Here is a 20,297-nt window from a genome sequence, read left to right as displayed (position 1 = left end):
AAGGGATTTATTATTTCCATTAGACTTTCAGTCATACTGAGTCTACATCGTAGGGTGCTTCTAAATATCTATCGCTTAAACGATAAAATACAAATTAGGTGTGAGCATACTTAATTTGTAAAAATGGAGAGACCGTCGAAACGGGCTCTCCATATTGCTCTACTTATACATCAAGTAACAAGCGAGCAGGATCTTCTAGTAGTTCTTTAATGGTCACTAGGAAGCCAACTGATTCACGACCATCAATGAGACGGTGATCGTAAGAAAGCGCTAGGTACATCATTGGTAGAATCTCTACTTTTCCATCAACAGCCATTGGACGGTCTTGGATTTTGTGCATACCCAAAATTGCCGCTTGAGGCGGGTTGATGATTGGCGTAGACATGAGTGAACCAAAAACACCACCGTTAGTGATAGTGAAGTTACCACCAATCAGTTCATCGACCGTTAACTTACCGTCACGACCTTTAATCGCAAGCTCTTTGATGCCTTTTTCAATATCAGCAAAACCTAGCGTATCACAGTCTTTTAATACTGGAGTCACCAAGCCACGCGGCGTAGAAACCGCCATGCTAATATCAAAGTAGTTGTGGTAAACAATATCAGTACCATCAATTGATGCATTGACTTCAGGGTAACGCTTCAGCGCTTCTGTTACCGCTTTGACATAGAAAGACATAAAGCCTAAACGCGTGCCGTGACGTTTTTCAAAGCTATCTTGGTATTGCTTACGCAAGTCCATGATTGGCTTCATGTTCACTTCGTTGAAAGTAGTCAGCATTGCTGTGCTGTTTTTCGCTTCAAGAAGACGGTTTGCAACGGTTTTACGTAAGCGAGTCATAGGCACGCGTTTTTGGCTACGAGCCGCTGCTGGCGCTTCAACTGCTGGTGCAGATGCTGCTGCCGGAGCCGCTTTCGCTGCTGCTAGGTGTGCGTCGATGTCTTCACGAGTAATACGACCACCCACACCCGTACCTTTAACCTGAGACGCTTCCAAGCTATGTTCTGCTAGCAAGCGACGTACAGCAGGGCTAAGTGCGTCGTTATTTTCATCCGTTAATGAAGCTTTATGACGTTTGTCAGGCGATGCTTCTGTTTCATCGGTCGTATCCGATGTCGGCTCACCCGCTACAGCACCTGGCTTGAGTCGAGCAATAAGCTGCTTTGATAGTACCGTAGCACCTTCTTCTTCGATGATGGCTTCTAATATACCCGCTTCAGGAGCCGGTACTTCTAGAACCACTTTATCGGTTTCAATGTCTACAATTACTTCGTCGCGCGCAACCGCTTCGCCTGGCTGTTTGTGCCATGTTGCTACCGTTGCGTCTGCTACTGATTCAGGTAAGTCTGGAACCAGAATTTCAATAGTCATATTCGTGTCTTCCTTTTACTTCTAGTTCTTAATTCGAAACTTTTGGGTTGATGGTCAAAGCATCGTCAACTAACGCTTTTTGCTGTTTCAGGTGCACCGACATATAACCAACGGCCGGTGACGCTGAAGCAGGTCTACCTGTATATCGTAGCTTCGCATCAGTAGGTATTGCCGATAAGAAATTATGCTGGCTACTGTACCAAGCCCCTTGGTTTTGCGGCTCTTCTTGACACCAAACAAATTCTTTTGCATTTGAATAAGGAGCAATTGCTGCCTGCACATCCTCTAATGGGAATGGGTACAATTGCTCTATCCGTACAATAGCGACATCCTCTTGCTCATTATTTCTACGTTGAGCGAGTAAGTCGTAATAAACCTTACCCGAACAGAAGACGACCTGCTTAACGTTAGACGCTTCTAATTCATCCACTTCCCCAATCGCCGATTGGAAAGTTCCCTCAGCAAGATCTTCAAAAGAAGAAGTACATAGGGGATGACGCAGCAAGGATTTAGGTGACATGACGATCAACGGACGACGCATAGGACGTACCACTTGACGTCTAATCATGTGGTAAACCTGAGCCGGTGTAGACGGTACGACGATCTGCATGTTTTGTTCAGCACATAATTGCAAGTAACGCTCTAAACGTGCGGACGAGTGTTCTGGGCCCTGCCCTTCATATCCATGAGGTAGCAACATGGTTAGGCCACACAAACGTGCCCATTTTTGCTCACCAGAAGAGATGAATTGATCGATAACAACTTGAGCACCATTGGCAAAATCACCAAATTGCGCTTCCCAAAGCGTCAAACCACCAGGTTCAGCCGTTGCGTAACCATACTCAAAGGCCAGTACCGCTTCTTCAGATAAAACAGAGTCAAATACTTGGAATGGACCTTGTTTATCGTGAACGTTATCTAATGGGATGTAGGTACTCGCATCGGTTTGGTTGTGCAGTACAGCATGACGGTGGAAGAAAGTTCCGCGGCCAGAGTCCTGCCCTGAAATACGGATACGTTTACCATCATCGACCAGGGTTGCATAAGCCATTGTTTCAGCCATGCCCCAGTCAACGCGTTTTTCACCACTCACCATCGCTAAGCGGTCGTTGTAAAGCTTATTCACTCGACTTTGTAGCTTATGACTTTCCGGGTACTGACAAATTCGGTTACCTAGGTCTCTCAAACGCTCGACATCAATTTTACTATCCCAATCGATATCCCAGTCATGACCAAGATATGGGGACCAGTCGACAGAATGAAGCGCCATTGGACGCCACTCTTTCACGACAACTTCGCCGTGATCAAGTGCATCGCGGTACCCATTCACTAACTCAGTCGCGGTTTCGATATCGAACTCGCCTCGGTCAATCAACACATCAGCATAGAGCTTACGTGGAGTTGGGTGCTTTTTGATCTTTTGATACATCAAGGGTTGGGTGGCGTTTGGTTCATCCGCTTCATTGTGACCATGGCGTCGATAACACACCAACTCAATCACAACGTCGCGTTTAAATTCATTTCTATAATCAAGAGCTAAGCGAGCAACGAAAGCGACCGCTTCAGGATCATCAGAATTAACATGGAAAATTGGAGCCTGTACCATTTTCGCAATATCAGTACAGTACATGGTAGAACGTGTGTCGCGAGGGTTCGAAGTAGTGAAACCCACTTGGTTATTCACGACAATTCTCACCGTACCACCAACGCGGAAGCCACGGGTTTGAGACATGTTAAACGTCTCTTGCACAACACCCTGCCCTGCAATTGCAGAATCACCATGGACAGTAATAGGAAGAACGACGCTTCCATCTTTGTCATTTAGGCGATCTTGACGAGCTCGAACCGAACCGATAACCACTGGATTAACGATTTCAAGGTGAGATGGGTTAAAGGCCAATGCTAAGTGGACATTGCCACCAGGTGTAGCGAAGTCCGCTGAAAACCCTTGGTGATACTTAACATCCCCCGTGCCCCATGTATCATCATGTTTACCGGCAAACTCATCAAATAAATCTTGAGGTTTTTTACCCAGAACATTAACTAACATGTTCAGGCGGCCACGGTGAGCCATTCCGATAACAACTTCTCTCATGCCTTGACCACCAGCATGACGAATCAATTCTTTCGTCATCGGGATTAAAGCGTCACCACCTTCAAGAGAAAAGCGTTTCGCTCCTGGGAATTTAGCCCCCAAGTAACGCTCTAACCCTTCAGCAGCGGTTAGCTCTTCAAGAAAATCACGTTTCTCTTCAAGGTTAAAAGAAGGCTGACCCGACACAGATTCCAAACGTTGTTGAATCCAACGTTTTTGTTCTGTATTTGTCATGTGCATGTATTCAGCACCAATTGAACCACAATAGGTCTGCTTCAGTGCTTTATAGAGATCTTTGAGGACCATCGTCTCTTGCCCGATAGCAAAAGAACCGACATTGAATGTTTCATCAAAGTCTTCTTCGGTAAGATGGTGGAAAGAAGGGTCGAGATCTGGGACTGCAGGCCTAACCCATAAACCTAGGGGGTCTAGGTTCGCAGCTTGATGCCCTCGAAAACGGAACGCATTAATAAGCTGCAGTACTTTTACTTGTTTAACATCGACATCAGGATCACTAACTTGGACATTGTAATGCTTAGTCTCTTGAGCAAGCCGACGGAAGTAATCACGGACACGTGAATGCGGTTGTTCAACCACTTCTGAAGATTGCACAGGCAAATCTTCAAACACACGTTTCCACTCCTCACTTACCAGATCGGGATCACTTAGATACGTTTCGTAGAGTTCTTCTACATAAGTCGCATTGGCGCCAGCCAAGTGTGAAGACTCGAGCCATGCCTTCATCACGCCGTTGTGCATATTTTCCCTTAACCAGTAGTTTTCACGTTTACGTCGACCTATAGATCGACTGTCTGTCGCCCTAATCCTAGGGCGACAATCTTATTAATTTAAACCGAACGATTGACTAACATAGTCTTAATATGACCAATAGCCTTCGTAGGATTTAATCCTTTAGGACAAACACTTACACAATTCATGATGCCATGGCAACGAAAAACGCTAAACGCATCGTCAAGATTCGATAAACGTTCATCCGTTGCAGTATCTCGGCTATCAATTAACCAACGATACGCGGCCAGTAACCCTGCTGGACCAATAAACTTGTCTGGGTTCCACCAAAATGAAGGGCAAGATGTAGTACAACAAGCACACATAATACACTCGTATAAACCATCTAAATGTGCACGCTCATCCGGGCTTTGCAAATTCTCACGTGACGGCGGTAAATTACCATCAGTCACTAGGAATGGCTTAACTTTAGAGTAGTTGTCGTAAAACTGTGTCATATCCACTACCAAGTCGCGAACAACCGGCAATCCTGGCAATGGGCGTATGACTATGGTTCCTTTCGCAGATAAATCTGACAAAGGAGTAATACATGCTAACCCGTTTTTGCCATTCATATTTACGCCATCGGAGCCACATACACCTTCTCGACATGAACGTCTGAACGATATGCTTGGGTCTTGCTCTTTAAGTAAGATAAGCGCATCAAGGACCATCATGTCTGAGCCATCTTCGACTTCCAACACGTAGTCCTTCATGTAAGGCTTTTGGTCTGTATCCGGGTTGTAACGATACAAAGAGAAATTCAATTTCATAATCGGGGCCTCTCCTTAGTACGTTCTAGCTTTCGGTGGAAATGCTTCACGATGTACAGGTTCCATATTTACACCACGTTTTGACATACTTTCTGTCTCTGGGTTGTAAAGGGAATGGCACAACCACTCTGCATCATCACGATCAGGGAAGTCATATCGTGCATGAGCACCACGACTTTCAGTTCGGAAATTCGCCGCAACCGCAGTAGCAAAAGCGGTTTCCATTAAGTTTTCAAGCTCAAGACACTCAATACGTTGGGTATTAAACTCTGTAGACTTATCAGATAAATAAGCATTGTTCAGACGTTCTCTGATCGCTTTCAGCTCTTCCAAGCCGTTTGCCATCGCATCGCCTTCACGGAATACCGAGAAATTATTTTGCATGCATTGCTGCAAATCTTTGCGGATAACAGCAGGGTCTTCACCATCAGTACTGTTTTCCCAACGATTGTATCGCTCAAGTGAACGAGCAATGTCTTCATCTGTTGCTGGTTTAGCTTCTTCCTGCTTTCTAAGAGTTTCACCCAGATGAAGCCCCGTCGCACGACCGAATACAACCAAATCAAGTAGTGAGTTACCACCTAAACGGTTTGCGCCATGGACAGATACTGAAGCAATTTCACCACATGCAAATAAGCCTTGGACTTCAACATCAGCACCGTTAGCGTCTTGCTTGATTGCCTGACCTGATACTTGAGTCGGAATACCACCCATCATGTAATGACAAGTCGGGATCACTGGAATAGGCTCTTTAACCGGATCAACGTGTGCAAACGTACGAGATAACTCACAAACACCCGGTAAGCGCGACTCTAACGTCTCTTTACCTAAGTGATCGAGTTTAAGCTTGATATGTGGTCCCCAAGGTCCATCGCATCCTCGACCTTCACGAATCTCAATCATCATTGAGCGAGCAACAACGTCTCGACCAGCTAGATCTTTTGCATTCGGTGCATAACGCTCCATGAAGCGCTCACCATCATTATTTAAAAGATAGCCACCTTCTCCACGACAACCTTCAGTCACCAATGTACCTGCGCCAGCTATCCCTGTTGGGTGGAACTGCCACATTTCAATATCTTGCATTGGTACACCCGCACGGATAGCCATACCTACGCCGTCACCAGTGTTAATATGTGCATTTGTCGTTGACGCGTAGATACGCCCCGCACCACCTGTCGCCAGTATGGTTGCTTTGGCTTTAAAGTAGCAGACTTCGCCTGTTTCCATGCACAAAGCTGTGGTGCCTAAAATAGCGCCATCTTCATTTTTCACTAAATCAAGCGCGTACCATTCTGAAAAAATGGTGGTCTCGTGCTTAATATTTTGCTGGTATAAGGTGTGAAGTAAAGCGTGACCCGTACGGTCTGCTGCTGCTGCGGTACGAGCGGCTTGCTCACCACCAAAGTTTTTCGATTGGCCACCAAACGGGCGTTGGTAAATCGTGCCATTATCAAAACGAGAAAATGGTAAACCCATCTTTTCTAGTTCAATAACTGACTCAGGACCATTTTTACACATATACTCAATCGCATCTTGGTCTCCGATGTAATCGGAACCTTTGACGGTGTCGTACATGTGCTGCTCCCAGTGATCTTCATGAGCATTACCAAGGGCAACAGTAATACCGCCCTGAGCTGATACTGTATGAGATCGTGTTGGAAACACTTTAGACAGCAAAGCGCACGAAAGGCCTTGCTCTGAAATTTGTAGTGCAGCGCGCATCCCTGCACCACCAGCGCCAATTACAACGGCATCGAATTCTCGAACTGGAATAGTCACTTACGCACCCCACAAAATGTAAAAACCAGAGAAAAAATAGCTCAATAGTGCCACCACAACAGCTAACAGCAAACCGCCACGCAAGGTTGCGCATTTGACGTAATCCGTTAGAACCTGCCATAGACCAATCCATGCATGAATCAGCACGGACAGTAAAGCAAGCATGGTGAAGACTTTAGTAAATGTGCTACCGAAAAATTGAGTCCAAGAGATATAAGAAATATCGCCTGAGAAAGCTAAGAAGCTAATCAAATAGACGGTGTAAAGAGTCATGAGAATGGCGGTTGCACGAATCAATAGATAATCGTGAACGCCATTTCGTCCAAATGATGAAACATGCTTTACCATACTAATACTCCTGCAAGAAGTGATAGAACGGCAGTGGCAGCAAAAGCGACTTTAGCACTTAAAGCTCCAGTATCGAGTTCTTCAAAGTAGCCGAAATCCATCAGTAGGTGACGTATGCCACCAACAATATGGTAGGCCAACGCGGTGGCGATTCCCCATAAAATAAACTTCACAAAGAAACCACTAACAAGGTCACTGGCTTCTTTGAATCCATAAGGGGACTCGAGGGATAGAGACAGTAGCCATAACAATATGCCAATCGCTACAAACGTAATCACCCCTGCCACTCGGTGCAGGATGGATGCGATTGCAGTAATTGGAAAGCTAACTGTCTGTAAATCTAAATTAACAGGTCTTGACTTTCTTTCTTTCACGGGCTTGCTCACTCAGCTCCATTGAGCATTTATTGTTATCAACGAATCTCGTGCGGAAACCGACAAAACACAACATCTAAGTAACAATTATGACGAGAAAAGCACCAGTTAATTGTAAATAAAATGTTAACAAAAAAACTGAAAAGCTAACCCCGTATTTGTTTCTAGCCTTGAATTTATAAGGTTTTCACCGAGATTTCTAGCGTCACTATACGACTGGCAACATTCTAATACAATTGATGTAACAATTTTTGCTACATAGAACAGATTTTTAACTTATTTGCTATAAAAAGTCATGCTAAGTGCACACATCGAAGGAGAATAATTGACTTTATAAGCGAACACACGTACAAAAATGGCAAATAAACATCCTGGACGGATTAATAATAAACAAAGGAGATTGTTATGGCGGATAAGAAAGCGACCCTTCATATTGAAGGTTTAGCGCCAATCGAATTGCCAATTATGGACGGGACTGTCGGCCCTCAAGTAATTGATGTTCGTAAGCTAGGTTCAAATGGATATTTCACTTTCGACCCTGGTTTTCTTGCCACTGCATCTTGTGAATCTCAAATCACTTACATTGATGGCGGAAAAGGTGTGTTACTGCACCGTGGCTATCCTATTGATCAGTTAGCGAACAACGCTGACTATTTAGAAGTCTGTTATATTCTTCTTTACGGTGAAGCCCCTGGTCGTGAGCAATACGAAACCTTTAAACGCACGGTAACTCGTCACACTATGGTCCACGAGCAGATCGCAAGTTTCTATCACGGATTCCGACGTGATGCTCACCCAATGGCCGTGATGTGTGGTGTGGTTGGCGCACTTGCAGCGTTTTACCATGATTCACTTGATATTAATAACGATACGCACCGTGAAATCGCGGCTTATCGTCTGTTATCAAAAATGCCTACATTGGCAGCAATGTGTTACAAGTACTCTATCGGACAGCCGTTTATTTACCCAAGGAATGAACTAAGCTACGCTGAGAACTTCCTACACATGATGTTTGCAAACCCATGTGAAGAGTATGAAGTAAACCCTGTTGTCGCTCGCGCAATGGACAAAATCTTCACCTTGCATGCTGATCATGAACAAAATGCTTCAACGTCAACAGTACGTCTTGCAGGTTCATCAGGTGCTAACCCATTTGCGTGTATTGCGGCGGGTATCGCGTCTCTTTGGGGCCCTGCTCACGGTGGTGCCAATGAAGCATGTCTTCATATGTTGGAAGAAATTGGCAGCGTTGATAATATTGAAGAGTACGTAGCAAAAGCGAAAGACAAAGAAGACCCGTTCCGTTTGATGGGCTTTGGTCACCGTGTTTACAAAAACTACGATCCACGCGCAACGGTCATGCGTGAAGCTTGTCACGACGTTCTGAAAGAGCTGAATATTAAAGATCCTCTGCTAGACGTTGCGATGGAACTGGAACGCATTGCGCTTTCTGATGAGTATTTTGTTGAGAAGAAACTCTACCCGAACGTGGACTTTTACTCAGGCATTATTCTTAAAGCGATTGGTATTCCAGTCTCTATGTTTACCGTTATTTTTGCGATGTCGCGCACTATCGGGTGGATAGCTCACTGGAACGAAATGCACAGTGATCCTACAAACCGTATTGGACGCCCTCGTCAGTTGTATACCGGTCAAGAACAACGTGATTTCCAACCGCTTCACGAACGTGATTAATGGTTTGGGGCTGTCTCTACGTTGTTAGTGGCAGCAGAGAAACAAAACTAAAAAGCTTGGCCATGTGCCAAGCTTTTTTATTTTCATTCCAGCCACACGGGTTTATGCAAACTAAACAGGGTTATCAATATCAACGAACATCACCTCAAGCCCATGCTCTAAATGTAACCACTCTCCGAGTGCTTTAATGCCATATCGTTCTGTCGCGTGGTGTCCTGCTGCATAGTAATGGATACCCAGTTCACGAGCGACGTAAGTAGTGCGCTCTGATATCTCACCTGAGATAAATGCATCAAGCCCTTTTTGTGCAGCTAATTCAATATAGTCTTGCCCGCCCCCCGTACACCACCCCACTGCTTCAACCAGTTCGCCTTTGTCGACAGCGTTTTCTGGGTCTAGGTTCTCAAGGGATAAGTTCTCAGCGGACAGGTTCTCAGGGGAAATATGCAGCGGTTGGCGATTGAGAACTTGATTAATCTTTGTGGCAAAGTCTCCTGCCGTCATGGGCTCAGTTAGCCTCCCATACATTGCAACGGATTGAGCATGCCCTTCAAGGCCCCCTTCTACCTCTATGCCCAGTAAACGCGCTAATTCGGCGTTGTTACCTAAAGAAGGATGAATATCCAGTGGTAAGTGGTAGCCATACAAATTGATGTCGTTCTTAATCAGGGTTCGAATACGCTTACCTTTCATGCCTTTAATGACTTCTGATTCGCCTTTCCAAAAATAGCCATGATGGACTAAGATAGCATCTGCATTTAACGCAATGGCTTTGTCGATAAGTGCTTGTGATGCGGTCACACCGGTTACGATGCGCTTAATGTCACTCTTGCCTTCTATTTGCATTCCATTCGGGCAATAGTCTTTAATTAGCTGGGGAGAAAGCTCTGTATTAAGGATTGCTTCAAGTTGCAGGTTATTCATGGTTCATTTCCATTGGCCTTGTTTCATGCCAATGTTTATAGCAAGTTCACGCTCTAAAGTCGAAAGCTGTTGGAAGGAATATAGGGATTATATGGATTCATTACACCGTTTTTATCAGTGGGTCATCACAGCCCCATCATTATTTGAACCTAGGCCTCCACTTGATAATTTACCGGCCCTCCCGCATCACTCGCTCCCTTTAGGTGAAACGTATTCCGGAAACCCTCGTTTAGGTTTTTTATATCAATATCTTTGTGAGAGGTGGTTCGAGCATTCGGATGATCATCAAATCGTCATGACTGAAGAACAGATTAATGTAGATGGTAGAACGTTAGGGGAAATTGATTTTATCATTCAAGATCGCTCAAACCATCAATTTGAACACTGGGAAGTGGCCATCAAGTTTTATCTGTTGCACGGCTCCCATTGGTATGGGCCTAATTCTAAAGACCGGCTCGATATTAAGTTAAAGAGGATGATCGACCACCAACTAACTATGTCACAAACGGCCTCATTCAAACAAAAGTATCCGCAAATATCCCCTATTTCTTTACACCTTTTGCTTCAAGGGCGTTTGTACGTCAATCCATTTATTGATCAAGATATACCAGAAAGTTGTCATGGCTATGCGTTGAACGCTTCTCAAATACAGGGAAAGTGGTGTTATGAAAATCAATGGCATTTGATTGCGGAGCCTTTATACCCTCTAGAAAAGTACCAATGGGCCACTGGAGCAACGAAACTAGGCGAACCTATCGATAAGCCCACCGATCGATTTGTCCATGTTCAAACATCGTCTGGTGAGTTTTGGTTTGTCGTGCCTAACCACTGGCCAAACGAGCCAAAGCCGAGAAGCTAAACCGAACCGCTGAAAAACACGCATAAAAAAGGCGATCATCCGATCGCCTTTTTCTTCAACTATCGACTACAAACCGGCATCAGCAAATACTTGATTAACAATATCTTGCGCTTCCGCTTCAATTTGAGCCAAGTGCTCTTCGCCTTTAAAGCTTTCGCAGTAAATCTTATAGATATCTTCCGTACCTGATGGACGAGCAGCAAACCAACCATTTTCAGTCGTCACTTTTAAGCCACCAATGGCCGCACCATTACCAGGAGCATGGGTCAGTCGCGCTGTAATCGGCTCACCCGCTAAAGTCTCAGCTGAAACCATCTCTGCTGAAAGCTTTTTCAAAATGTCTTTCTGTGGCCCATTGGCAACAGCTTGGATACGATTGTATTTTGACTCTCCATGCTTAGCCGCCAGTTCTTCATAGTATTGCTGAGGGTTCTTGCCCGTGACCGCGGTAATTTCTGCGGCCAAAAGACACAATAAAATACCATCTTTATCGGTTGACCAAGGTGTGCCATCTTTTCTCAAGAAGGATGCCCCTGCACTTTCTTCGCCACCAAAACCAAATTGACCGCTGTACAGCCCATCAACAAACCATTTGAATCCAACAGGAACTTCACAAAGCTCGCGCCCCAGGTCGGCAACCACACGATCAATCAAAGCACTAGATACGAGTGTTTTACCAACAGCAACCTCTTTACCCCACCCTTCACGGTTACGGTATAGGTAGTCAATACATACGGCTAAAAAGTGGTTCGGATTCATCAAGCCTTGTGGCGTTACAATGCCATGACGATCGTAATCTGGGTCATTACCAAACGCCAAATCATAGTCGTCTTTTAATTCAAGTAACCCTGCCATTGCATAAAGTGATGAGCAATCCATACGCACAACCCCGTCTTTATCCAAAGACATAAACTGGAACGTCGGATCAATCGCTTCACTGACCAGTGTTAAATCAAGCTCATAGGCGGTCGCAATTTGGCGCCAGTAGTCAATGCCCGATCCACCTAGTGGATCGACGCCTAGCTTTAGCCCTGATTTTTGAATCGCTTCCATATCAACAACATTCACAAGATCATCGATGTAAGGCTTAACCAGGTCACACTCGACAAACAGATCAGACGCTTTTGCTTGTGCAATAGGCAGACGTTTCACACCCGCCAAATCAAGTGAAATCAACTCATTGGCACGGTCTTCAATCGCTTGTGTGAGTTCCGCTTCTGCTGGGCCCCCGTGAGTCGGGTTGTATTTGATACCACCATCTTGAGGTGGATTATGAGAAGGAGTAATCACAATGCCATCCGCTTTCGCATCATGTTTCAAATTGTGCGTCAGAATCGCATGAGAAACACCTGGAGTCGGTGTATAGCCATTATTTTCTTGACTGATCACCTTTACGCCATTGGCAACTAATACTTCGACAACGGTCAAAAATGCAGGTTCGGACAACGCATGCGTATCTTTACCCAAAAACAGTGGCCCTGTGATGTTCGCTTTAGCCCGAACTTCAGCAACCGCTTGAGCAATCGCCAAGATATGATTTTCATTGAATGTTGATTTATCTGCCGTACCTCGGTGACCAGAAGTGCCAAACTGCACCTTATGATCTGAATTGTTAGCCTGAGGTTGAAGTAGAAAGTAATTTGATACTAAAGCTGGAATATTATGCAAATCTTGTTGTTGTGCTTTTGTTCCTGCTCTTGGGTGCATAGCCATTTATGACGTCCTTTCTTAGGTAGGTTTGTAACACTAAAAAGCCTCACAATACGCTGCTAACCATGCATGTTATTGTGAGGCTTCAAGTATAAAATCTAAATCGTATTTATAACCTTTTCGATTAAATCAGCTGGAAAGTTCATTCGCGTCATCAGCTGCTCAGTCATTTGTCGTTTTCGACTGGTATTATTATTGGTTATAACCCAAAACGGTGTATTGGGAATCGCTTTTGGTTTTGTCGTATTACCGTTTGCCAATAGCGTCTGTTCATTATCAGCAAAATAAACACGTTTGCGCCCTTTGACTTGGGTCGCTTCAGAAAAGCTTGCTGGGTTAACTCGGTGCAGAGTGGACAACACCAGCATAAAACGATCAATCGCTTTCTTTAAGCTTGCAAACTCGTCAGAGATCAATAAAGAGCGCATCTCTTTAATACTGTCGACCGCTTCCACTTTACCCGCGTCTTTGCTGACAACAATACCTTTCGGCTTCACTTGTGCTTCTTCTTGCTGAGTCTCCGCATTGTCGCCTTTATTTGCATTCAGTAATCGGCGTAATATATCAGACGCGCTTTCACCAATATGCTGAGTCTGGCTCGCAATATAACGGTATAGATCCTCATCAACCTCAATTGTTTTCATTCGCTTTTCACAATCTCTATGTTTAAACTCTGTGGGATTATAGCGAGATCTTCACGGATACTCTACGGCAAACCAATCATGAATAAGATAAAAATGTCTCAATTGCTCAACTACAAACTTGAAGGCTCCGGCCAAACTCTTGTTTTAATCCATGGCTTGTTTGGAAACTTGGACAATCTCGGCTTGCTAGCACGTGATCTTGGACACGATCATCAAGTTTTAAGCATTGATCTCCGAAACCATGGCTTATCGTTTCATTCAGATACGCATGACTATGCATCTATGGCTGAAGATGTTGTGTCTCTTCTTGAGCACCTTAATCTTTCCGATGTTGTACTGATTGGTCACTCCATGGGCGGAAAGGTCGCGATGAAAGTGGCGGCGATATCAAACTCACTTATCAGCAAGTTGGTTGTTTTAGATATGGCGCCCGTTGCCTACCAAGTCCACCGACACGAAAATGTGCTTAACGGACTACAAGCGGTCATCGAAGCAAAGCCGACCAGCCGCAATAAAGCGTTAGAAATCATGTCTGAACATATTCTCATCGAAGGTGTTAGGCAGTTTTTGAGTAAATCCTTATTTCGCTCTGACGGCATTATGTGCTGGCGATTCAATGTCGAATCCATTGTGACTCATTATTGGGAAATACTGGGGTGGCATAGTGTTGAACCAATCGCTATTCCAACGCTATTTGTCAAAGGGGCGCAATCAGACTACTTATTACCAGAACACCAACCAGAGATTCAACGTCAATTCCCACAGGCTAAGGCGCATATCGTCTCAAACGTTGGTCACTGGCTACACGCTGAAAAGCCAAAAGAAGTGCTAAGAGTAATTCGGAACTTTTTATAATAACGTTACTCTCATTAATCAGGCACAGATAACTCTGCACGGATTAACTTTAGCGTTTAACAATGGTATAGTGCGCGCAAGTAAATTGGCATAAAGGGATTCCATGCTGTACGACTATATGAACATGCTTGAGTCTATTGGTTTAGACTTACTTTTTGCATCTATCTTCTTCCTCATTGGTATGGCGATAAAAGATGTTCTCAAACAAGGCAATGTTCCTCCTTTTGGGCGTCGTATTGTATGGCTAGTACTTTTCCTTGGTTGCGCTGGATTCATCGCTAAAGGATTGATCCAAATTAGCTGGGAAGGTTCAGGGCTTGGTTAGCCACTGTTTCTTTAGCCCCTCGACACAGACAATATGAAAGGTAATGATTCTATGGCAAGTGTAGGTATCTTCTTTGGTAGCGACACCGGCAACACAGAAGCTGTTGCAAAGATGATTCAAAAGCAATTGGGTAAACAACTCGTTCACGTTCAAGATATTGCAAAAAGTAGCAAAGAAGACATTGATAACTTTGATCTGCTTCTTCTTGGCATTCCTACTTGGTACTACGGTGAAGCTCAATGCGACTGGGATGATTTTTTTCCTGAGCTAGAAGGGATTGACTTCTCAACCAAGCTTGTTGGTATTTTCGGCTGCGGTGATCAAGAAGATTACGCTGAATATTTCTGTGACGCGATGGGGACTGTTCGAGACATCGTCGAAGCGAAAGGCGGCACCATTCTGGGTTATACATCAACCGAAAGCTACGAGTTTGAAGCCTCTAAAGCACTCGTAGAAGGGGATGACAGCCAGTTTGTCGGTCTATGTATTGATGAAGATCGTCAACCTGAACTGACTGAATCTCGCGTAAATACCTGGGCTGCTCAGATCCATGAAGAAATGTGCTTGTCTGAACTTGCTGACTAAGTAAATACTTAACCAAGTTCAAAAAAGAACCTCCATTCTAGGAGGTTTTTTATTGCCTGTTAAAGGGTTAAATCGTGAAACCCTAGTTATTGCTCATCATCACTACGATATTTGGGCTTCTTTCTAACGTATAACTTTCTTTGAACCTCTGCGACCACTTCACCGTTCTTATCTTTTACATGAATGACGAACTCAGGAAAACACTTGTCACCATTCATCGTGGATTCATAGATTTCGTCGATTTGGGGCTGGGAGACCATAAAATCCGCATGAAGATCACCTAAACCTGGCTTAATAAAATTGATGCTCGCCTCTTTGTCCCAAACGTAATATTTATCACCAAGAATGCCCATCAGCATTAATGAATAAACGGGATCCGTGAGTGAAAAAATACTGCCACCATATTGAGTGCGATTGGCATTTTTGTTCCACCAGCGCAATTTTAGCTTCATCTGAACTTCACGAAAATCTTCACTAATTGACTGAATCTTAATGCCAGCCCCCCAGAATGGTGGCCAAATATTCAATGCAAATTTAACGATATTGGGGGTATATATTTTTGATACAAATGAATCCATAAAAATGCGACGGTCAGTATAGGTTGGTGTAAATTGTTACATAAAAGTTACTGGTCCGACATCTTTTGTGTCAAATTATGCAAAGTTTATCATGCATTCCTATTAACCCTTTGAACTTCGCGGTTTATTGTTGAGTGACACTACCCTATAATAACTAAAACGTTGGATCAGTTACGACCGCAGAACATCAACAGGAAAGTATATGTCAGATAATAACCAAGCGCTAAAGAATGCTGGTCTTAAAATAACCCTTCCAAGGCTAAAGATTTTAGAAATACTGCAACATCCATCCAGCCAACATATTAGTGCAGAAGACTTGTATAAGAAGTTGATTGATCTTGGTGAAGAGATCGGTCTTGCCACGGTATACCGTGTTCTTAACCAATTTGACGATGCCGGTATCGTAACCCGCCATCACTTTGAAGGTGGTAAGTCTGTTTTTGAATTATCGACTCAGGAGCATCATGATCATCTCGTCTGTTTAGACTGCGGGACTGTTATCGAATTTGCTGATGACCTTATCGAAGAACGTCAAAAAGAGATCGCAAAAAAATACAATGTCGAATTGACCAATCACAGCCTTTACCTCTATGGGAAATGCGCAAGTGGTGATTGCAAAGAAAAATCCGACGCTCATAAGCCAAAATAATGCGTTGTTAAGAATAAAAAATGCCAGCATCAGCTGGCATTTTTGTTATCAGTAGAAAGCGAATATGGCCATTTAACCAGCCCAGGTATCACGTAATCCTACCGTACGATTAAACACGAGTGCATCAGCCTTAGACTCTTTGCTGTCCACACAGAAGTACCCCGTACGTTCAAATTGGAACCCTTGCTCCGCAACCGCTGAAGCTAAGCTAGGCTCAACAAACCCGTTCACTTTCAGCAATGATTCAGGGTTGATCGTTTCAGCAAAGTTATCTTCTGCTGCTGGGTTAGCAACCGTAAATAGACGATCATATAGGCGAATTTCAGCTGGTATCGCTTTGTCAGCAGAAACCCAGTGAATCACGCCCTTTACTTTGCGACCGTCAGCTGGATTCTTACCCAGTGTTTCATTGTCGTAAGAGCAGAAAATAGTCGTAATATTGCCTTCCGCATCTTTTTCAATACGCTCAGCTTTAATCACGTACGAGCCGCGCAGTCGAACTTCTTTACCTAGTACTAAACGTTTGTACTTCTTGTTCGCTTCTTCACGAAAATCATCACGCTCGATCCAAACTTCACGAGAGAATGGTACTTCGCGACTACCCATTTCAGGCTTATTTGGGTGGTTAGCAATCGTCAATGTCTCAACGTTCGTCTCATCAAAGTTTTCAATAACCACTTTAATAGGATCAAGAACTGCCATAGCACGAGGCGCATTTTCATTCAGATCATCACGAATACAAGATTCTAGAGAACCAAACTCAATCATGTTCTCTTGCTTCGTTACACCAATACGCTTACAGAATTCACGGATAGAACCAGGAGTGAAACCTCGTCGGCGCAAACCAGAAATCGTTGGCATGCGTGGGTCGTCCCAACCTTCAACCAGGTTTTCAACAACTAACTGATTCAGCTTACGTTTTGACATCACCGTATACTCAAGATTCAAACGACTGAATTCATATTGATGCGGTTGACAATCAATCGAGATATTCTCAAGGACCCAATCGTACAAACGACGGTTATCTTGGAACTCAAGCGTACACAACGAATGAGTGATCCCCTCAAGGGCATCAGAAATACAATGCGTAAAGTCGTACATAGGGTAAATGCACCACTTATCGCCCGTTTGATGGTGAGTCGCAAAGCGAACGCGGTATATCACCGGATCGCGCATCACCATGAACGAAGAGCTCATATCAATTTTAGCTCGCAGACACGCAGTCCCTTCTTTGAATCCACCTTCGCGCATCTTCTCAAATAACGCTAAATTTTCTTCAGGACTACGATCGCGATAAGGGCTCGCTTTACCAGGCTCTGTTAACGTACCGCGGTATTCACGGATCTGCTCTGGGCTCAACTCATCGACATACGCTAGACCTTTGTTTATTAGCTCAACAGCGTAGCCATAAAGCGTATCAAAGTAATTCGATGAATAACAAACATCGCCAGACCATTCAAAGCCTAACCAGCTGACGTCATTTTTAATAGACTCAACGTACTCAACGTCTTCTTTCTCAGGGTTTGTGTCATCAAAACGTAGATTACACTGCCCCTGGTAGTCCTGAGCAATACCAAAATTTAAGCAAATAGATTTAGCATGACCAATGTGCAAATACCCGTTCGGCTCCGGTGGGAAACGAGTATGCACGTTAGTGTGTTTACCATCCGCTAAATCTTTATCTATGATTTGGCGAATGAAATTCGATGGACGAGCCTCAGCAGCTTCACTCATCTATAGCACCTCAATATGGTTTAGTATTGTCAGAATTAATAAGCCGTTAATGATCCACAATTCTACGCCTTTACACAATAAGAACTCGCATTAAATTATCAATTACTCGCTGAGCCCGTGAAGAATGATGAAGAATACAGCGTTCATCTTCTAGCCACTCAACCTTATAGACTTCAACACAAACAAAAAAACCTCCCAAAATAGGGAGGCTTAATATTTTTCACTTACTTGTCGTTATTCCAATTAAGGAAAGTTGCGACTAAGGAAGTTTTACATCTGAAAGGTCTTCACCTGGACCGATTGCTTTCATTTCGCCAGCAACGATTTCAGCCAGTGGGCCAAGAATAACTTGTAGGTTATTTTCACCTAGTTTAACAACACCTTTCGCGCCAAGCTTCTTAAGTACAGCTTCATCAGCGATAGAGCGGTCTTTAAGAGTTAAACGTAGACGTGTGATACATGCATCAATTGAAGTTAGGTTGTCGTGACCACCTAGAGCTTTAAGGTATTGACGTGCAACATCACCTTTTGGAGCGTCGCCCGCTGGAGCAGCTTCTTCGTCTTCATCTTCACGACCTGGCGACTTAAGGTTGAATGCGCGGATAGCAAAGCTAAATGTGAAGAAGTATAGAGCACCAAATGCTAGACCAATCAATAGTAGAGTGAATGGTTTAGTTGCTAGACCCCAGTTCAATACGAAGTCGATAAGACCTGCAGAGAAACCAAAGCCGTGTAGCGTACCAAACATGTTAGCAACAACTAGAGACAGACCTGTAAACACAGCGTGCATTGCGTATAGAGCAGGCGCTAGGAATACAAACATGAATTCTAGTGGCTCTGTGATACCCGTTAGGAAAGAACAGAAGGCTACTGAGAACAGTGCACCACCAACTTGGCTGCGTTTTTCAGCAGGAGCTGCTAGGTACATTGCTAGAGCTGCGCCTGGTAGACCGAACATCATGACAGGGAAGAAACCGTTCATGAATACGCCAGCGCCTTTATCGCCACCGAAGAAACGGTGTAGGTCGCCAGATTTCACTGTTTCAGTCACTTCTTTCACAACAGTTGTGATTTCTGGAGTAACAGAGTTAGCGAATGTGAACGTGTGCTCTTGACCAACAACTAGAGTTTTAGCCAGTGTCGGGTCAACACAAAGTTGAGTGATGTTAGCGAAAGCGCCTTGACCAGCAACGATGATTTCTTGACACGTACCCATACCGAACCAGAAGTAAGAGTTCAACACGTGGTGCAGACCGACAGGGATAAGTGCACGGTTAAGAGTACCGTAAACGAATTGACCAACAGCGCCAGACGTTGATACTGCGTGAGCAAGTGCATCTAGACCAGACTGTACACCAGGCCAAACCACACCAGAAACAGCACCGGCAACAAGTGCAAATAGACCGGCCATGATAGGTACTAAACGTTTACCCGCGAAGAAAGCCAGCCATTCTGGAAGGCGTGTCGCGTGGAAAGCGTTGTATGAGTGACCTGCGATGATACCTGCGAAGATACCGCCGAAGAATGACATGTTAACATCTGCGTTAATTGTCGTTGCTGTAGCAGTTAGTACGAAGTAAGCAACTGCACCAGCAAGACCTGCCGCACCGTTACCGTCTTTAGAAAGACCAATCGCAATACCCAAACCGAATAGAAGCGGTAGGTTACCAAAAATTGCTCCACCAGCTTGCGCCATGAATGCGATATCTAACAGGTCGCCTTGACCCAAACGTAGTAAAAGCGCCGCAATCGGTAACGTTGCGATAGGCAGCATAAGAGCTTTACCTAGCTTTTGTGCGTATCCAAGAATATTCACCTTATAGTTCCCCCTATAGGAATTAATCATTATGCGAGTAACTTATTTCGGTCACTCAATTTAGTCGCTTTCAGTTTAGGCCATTAATTTTGCTCCGCAAATTAAAACCTTACCATTTGTGATCATAATCACCAGAAACACCCAAAAAGGCAGGTTTTTGCTAGCTAGATCATAAAACTTATTTTACAATTAAAAAAAATGGCAAATAGACGATAACATTTAGAGATTATTAGCACCAAATTATGGCGTCCAGGCCAATAAAATAAAGGCTTGCACCACTTTTTAATAATGTAAATTTATATTACGGCGCGATCTTAAAAGAATGTACTTAGAGCAATAAAACTCAGTATTTTCACGCCATTTGCTAACTAAATTCCCAGCCTAATTGAA

At 44.1% G+C, this 20,297-nt stretch carries 18 protein-coding genes; 6 read left to right on the top strand and 12 right to left on the bottom strand.

Annotation, left to right across the window (positions count from 1 at the left end):
* Positions 1 to 163 precede the first annotated feature (163 nt).
* The 6 genes from odhB to sdhC all read right to left on the bottom strand — a co-directional run bounded on the left by odhB (position 164) and on the right by sdhC (position 7,545).
* Entirely contained in the window at positions 164 to 1,372 is a 1,209-nt protein-coding gene (gene odhB / locus A1QO_RS10710; protein WP_017033166.1) for a 2-oxoglutarate dehydrogenase complex dihydrolipoyllysine-residue succinyltransferase, read from the bottom strand.
* A gap of 28 nt (positions 1,373 to 1,400) precedes the next feature.
* Positions 1,401 to 4,226 carry a 2-oxoglutarate dehydrogenase E1 component gene (gene sucA, locus A1QO_RS10705; RefSeq protein WP_017033167.1) on the bottom strand — a complete coding sequence of 942 codons (2,826 nt, stop codon included), beginning with the start codon at positions 4,224 to 4,226 and terminating at the stop codon, positions 1,401 to 1,403.
* An 89-nt stretch (positions 4,227 to 4,315) separates the two neighbouring features.
* On the bottom strand, positions 4,316 to 5,029 hold the full coding sequence (locus A1QO_RS10700) for a succinate dehydrogenase iron-sulfur subunit (protein ID WP_017033168.1): 714 nt from the start codon (positions 5,027 to 5,029) through the stop codon (positions 4,316 to 4,318).
* A 15-nt stretch (positions 5,030 to 5,044) separates the two neighbouring features.
* Positions 5,045 to 6,811, bottom strand: a complete 1,767-nt coding sequence (gene sdhA / locus A1QO_RS10695; protein WP_017033169.1) for a succinate dehydrogenase flavoprotein subunit — start codon at positions 6,809 to 6,811, stop codon at positions 5,045 to 5,047.
* Positions 6,812 to 7,159, bottom strand: a complete 348-nt coding sequence (gene sdhD / locus A1QO_RS10690) for a succinate dehydrogenase, hydrophobic membrane anchor protein (RefSeq protein ID WP_017033170.1) — start codon at positions 7,157 to 7,159, stop codon at positions 6,812 to 6,814.
* On the bottom strand, positions 7,153 to 7,545 hold the full coding sequence (sdhC, locus tag A1QO_RS10685; RefSeq protein ID WP_017033171.1) for a succinate dehydrogenase cytochrome b556 subunit: 393 nt from the start codon (positions 7,543 to 7,545) through the stop codon (positions 7,153 to 7,155). Before sdhC ends, sdhD begins: the two co-directional genes overlap by 7 nt.
* A 393-nt stretch (positions 7,546 to 7,938) precedes the next feature.
* On the opposite strand from sdhC, the gene A1QO_RS10680 reads away from it, so the two are divergent.
* Positions 7,939 to 9,228 (top strand): citrate synthase, encoded by a 1,290-nt coding sequence (locus A1QO_RS10680; RefSeq protein WP_017033172.1) that lies wholly within the window; start codon positions 7,939 to 7,941, stop codon positions 9,226 to 9,228.
* A 111-nt stretch (positions 9,229 to 9,339) separates the two neighbouring features.
* Here A1QO_RS10680 and A1QO_RS10675 read toward each other — a convergent pair whose 3' ends face one another.
* Positions 9,340 to 10,152: a Nif3-like dinuclear metal center hexameric protein gene (locus A1QO_RS10675; RefSeq protein ID WP_017040110.1), complete on the bottom strand. Its 813-nt coding sequence runs from the start codon at positions 10,150 to 10,152 to the stop codon at positions 9,340 to 9,342.
* A gap of 91 nt (positions 10,153 to 10,243) precedes the next feature.
* Between A1QO_RS10675 and A1QO_RS10670 the strand changes: the two genes are divergently transcribed.
* Entirely contained in the window at positions 10,244 to 11,011 is a 768-nt protein-coding gene (locus A1QO_RS10670; RefSeq protein WP_017033174.1) for a DUF1853 family protein, read from the top strand.
* A 66-nt stretch (positions 11,012 to 11,077) separates the two neighbouring features.
* Here the strand turns inward: A1QO_RS10670 and pgm are convergent, their stop codons facing one another.
* Both pgm and seqA read right to left on the bottom strand, forming a co-directional pair.
* A complete protein-coding gene (gene pgm / locus A1QO_RS10665; RefSeq protein ID WP_017040109.1) occupies positions 11,078 to 12,724 on the bottom strand; it encodes a phosphoglucomutase (alpha-D-glucose-1,6-bisphosphate-dependent) in 1,647 nt (548 codons plus the stop codon).
* Between the two features lie 95 nt (positions 12,725 to 12,819).
* Positions 12,820 to 13,365: a replication initiation negative regulator SeqA gene (gene seqA, locus A1QO_RS10660; protein WP_017033176.1), complete on the bottom strand. Its 546-nt coding sequence runs from the start codon at positions 13,363 to 13,365 to the stop codon at positions 12,820 to 12,822.
* 93 nt (positions 13,366 to 13,458) lie between these two features.
* On the opposite strand from seqA, the gene A1QO_RS10655 reads away from it, so the two are divergent.
* The 3 genes from A1QO_RS10655 (at position 13,459) to fldA (ending at position 15,130) form a co-directional block, all read left to right on the top strand.
* Positions 13,459 to 14,220 (top strand): alpha/beta fold hydrolase, encoded by a 762-nt coding sequence (locus tag A1QO_RS10655; RefSeq protein ID WP_017038115.1) that lies wholly within the window; start codon positions 13,459 to 13,461, stop codon positions 14,218 to 14,220.
* Positions 14,221 to 14,323: 103 nt separating this feature from the next.
* The gene (locus A1QO_RS10650; protein ID WP_017033178.1) at positions 14,324 to 14,545 is read left to right on the top strand and encodes a DUF2788 domain-containing protein; all 222 of its coding nucleotides are present in this window, start codon (positions 14,324 to 14,326) and stop codon (positions 14,543 to 14,545) included.
* Between the two features lie 51 nt (positions 14,546 to 14,596).
* Positions 14,597 to 15,130, top strand: coding sequence for a flavodoxin FldA (fldA, locus tag A1QO_RS10645; protein ID WP_017033179.1), 534 nt, complete (start codon positions 14,597 to 14,599; stop codon positions 15,128 to 15,130).
* 86 nt (positions 15,131 to 15,216) lie between these two features.
* On the opposite strand, the gene A1QO_RS10640 is transcribed toward fldA, so the two are convergent.
* Positions 15,217 to 15,708 carry a DUF4442 domain-containing protein gene (locus tag A1QO_RS10640; protein WP_017038116.1) on the bottom strand — a complete coding sequence of 164 codons (492 nt, stop codon included), beginning with the start codon at positions 15,706 to 15,708 and terminating at the stop codon, positions 15,217 to 15,219.
* A 202-nt stretch (positions 15,709 to 15,910) separates the two neighbouring features.
* Here A1QO_RS10640 and fcrX point away from each other — a divergent pair, with 202 nt between their 5' ends.
* The gene (gene fcrX, locus A1QO_RS10635; RefSeq protein ID WP_017033181.1) at positions 15,911 to 16,357 is read left to right on the top strand and encodes a ferric iron uptake transcriptional regulator FcrX; all 447 of its coding nucleotides are present in this window, start codon (positions 15,911 to 15,913) and stop codon (positions 16,355 to 16,357) included.
* Between the two features lie 72 nt (positions 16,358 to 16,429).
* On the opposite strand, the gene glnS is transcribed toward fcrX, so the two are convergent.
* Together glnS and nagE are read right to left on the bottom strand one after the other, a co-directional pair.
* Positions 16,430 to 18,091, bottom strand: a complete 1,662-nt coding sequence (glnS, locus tag A1QO_RS10630) for a glutamine--tRNA ligase (RefSeq protein ID WP_017038117.1) — start codon at positions 18,089 to 18,091, stop codon at positions 16,430 to 16,432.
* Positions 18,092 to 18,350: 259 nt separating this feature from the next.
* Entirely contained in the window at positions 18,351 to 19,907 is a 1,557-nt protein-coding gene (nagE, locus tag A1QO_RS10625; protein ID WP_017033182.1) for an N-acetylglucosamine-specific PTS transporter subunit IIBC, read from the bottom strand.
* Positions 19,908 to 20,297: the final 390 nt, after the last annotated feature.

The sequence above is a fragment of the Vibrio genomosp. F10 str. ZF-129 genome (assembly GCF_000287055.2).
Classification (GTDB): domain Bacteria; phylum Pseudomonadota; class Gammaproteobacteria; order Enterobacterales; family Vibrionaceae; genus Vibrio.
The sequence above is the reverse complement of the archived record's forward strand: the minus strand, read 5'-3'. Positions and strand labels throughout refer to the sequence as shown.

Bases quoted from the DNA above. Each gene is read 5' to 3' on its own strand.
- odhB (WP_017033166.1), bottom strand. From the start codon at position 1,372: ATGACTATTGAAATTCTGGTTCCAGACTTACCTGAATCAGTAGCAGAC.
- seqA (WP_017033176.1), bottom strand. From the start codon at position 13,365: ATGAAAACAATTGAGGTTGATGAGGATCTATACCGTTATATTGCGAGC.
- A1QO_RS10670 (WP_017033174.1), top strand. From the start codon at position 10,244: ATGGATTCATTACACCGTTTTTATCAGTGGGTCATCACAGCCCCATCA.
- glnS (WP_017038117.1), bottom strand. From the start codon at position 18,091: ATGAGTGAAGCTGCTGAGGCTCGTCCATCGAATTTCATTCGCCAAATC.
- A1QO_RS10650 (WP_017033178.1), top strand. From the start codon at position 14,324: ATGCTGTACGACTATATGAACATGCTTGAGTCTATTGGTTTAGACTTA.
- sdhD (WP_017033170.1), bottom strand. From the start codon at position 7,159: ATGGTAAAGCATGTTTCATCATTTGGACGAAATGGCGTTCACGATTAT.
- fldA (WP_017033179.1), top strand. From the start codon at position 14,597: ATGGCAAGTGTAGGTATCTTCTTTGGTAGCGACACCGGCAACACAGAA.
- A1QO_RS10640 (WP_017038116.1), bottom strand. From the start codon at position 15,708: ATGGATTCATTTGTATCAAAAATATATACCCCCAATATCGTTAAATTT.
- A1QO_RS10655 (WP_017038115.1), top strand. From the start codon at position 13,459: ATGTCTCAATTGCTCAACTACAAACTTGAAGGCTCCGGCCAAACTCTT.
- sucA (WP_017033167.1), bottom strand. From the start codon at position 4,226: ATGCACAACGGCGTGATGAAGGCATGGCTCGAGTCTTCACACTTGGCT.
- A1QO_RS10680 (WP_017033172.1), top strand. From the start codon at position 7,939: ATGGCGGATAAGAAAGCGACCCTTCATATTGAAGGTTTAGCGCCAATC.
- fcrX (WP_017033181.1), top strand. From the start codon at position 15,911: ATGTCAGATAATAACCAAGCGCTAAAGAATGCTGGTCTTAAAATAACC.
- A1QO_RS10700 (WP_017033168.1), bottom strand. From the start codon at position 5,029: ATGAAATTGAATTTCTCTTTGTATCGTTACAACCCGGATACAGACCAA.
- pgm (WP_017040109.1), bottom strand. From the start codon at position 12,724: ATGGCTATGCACCCAAGAGCAGGAACAAAAGCACAACAACAAGATTTG.
- A1QO_RS10675 (WP_017040110.1), bottom strand. From the start codon at position 10,152: ATGAATAACCTGCAACTTGAAGCAATCCTTAATACAGAGCTTTCTCCC.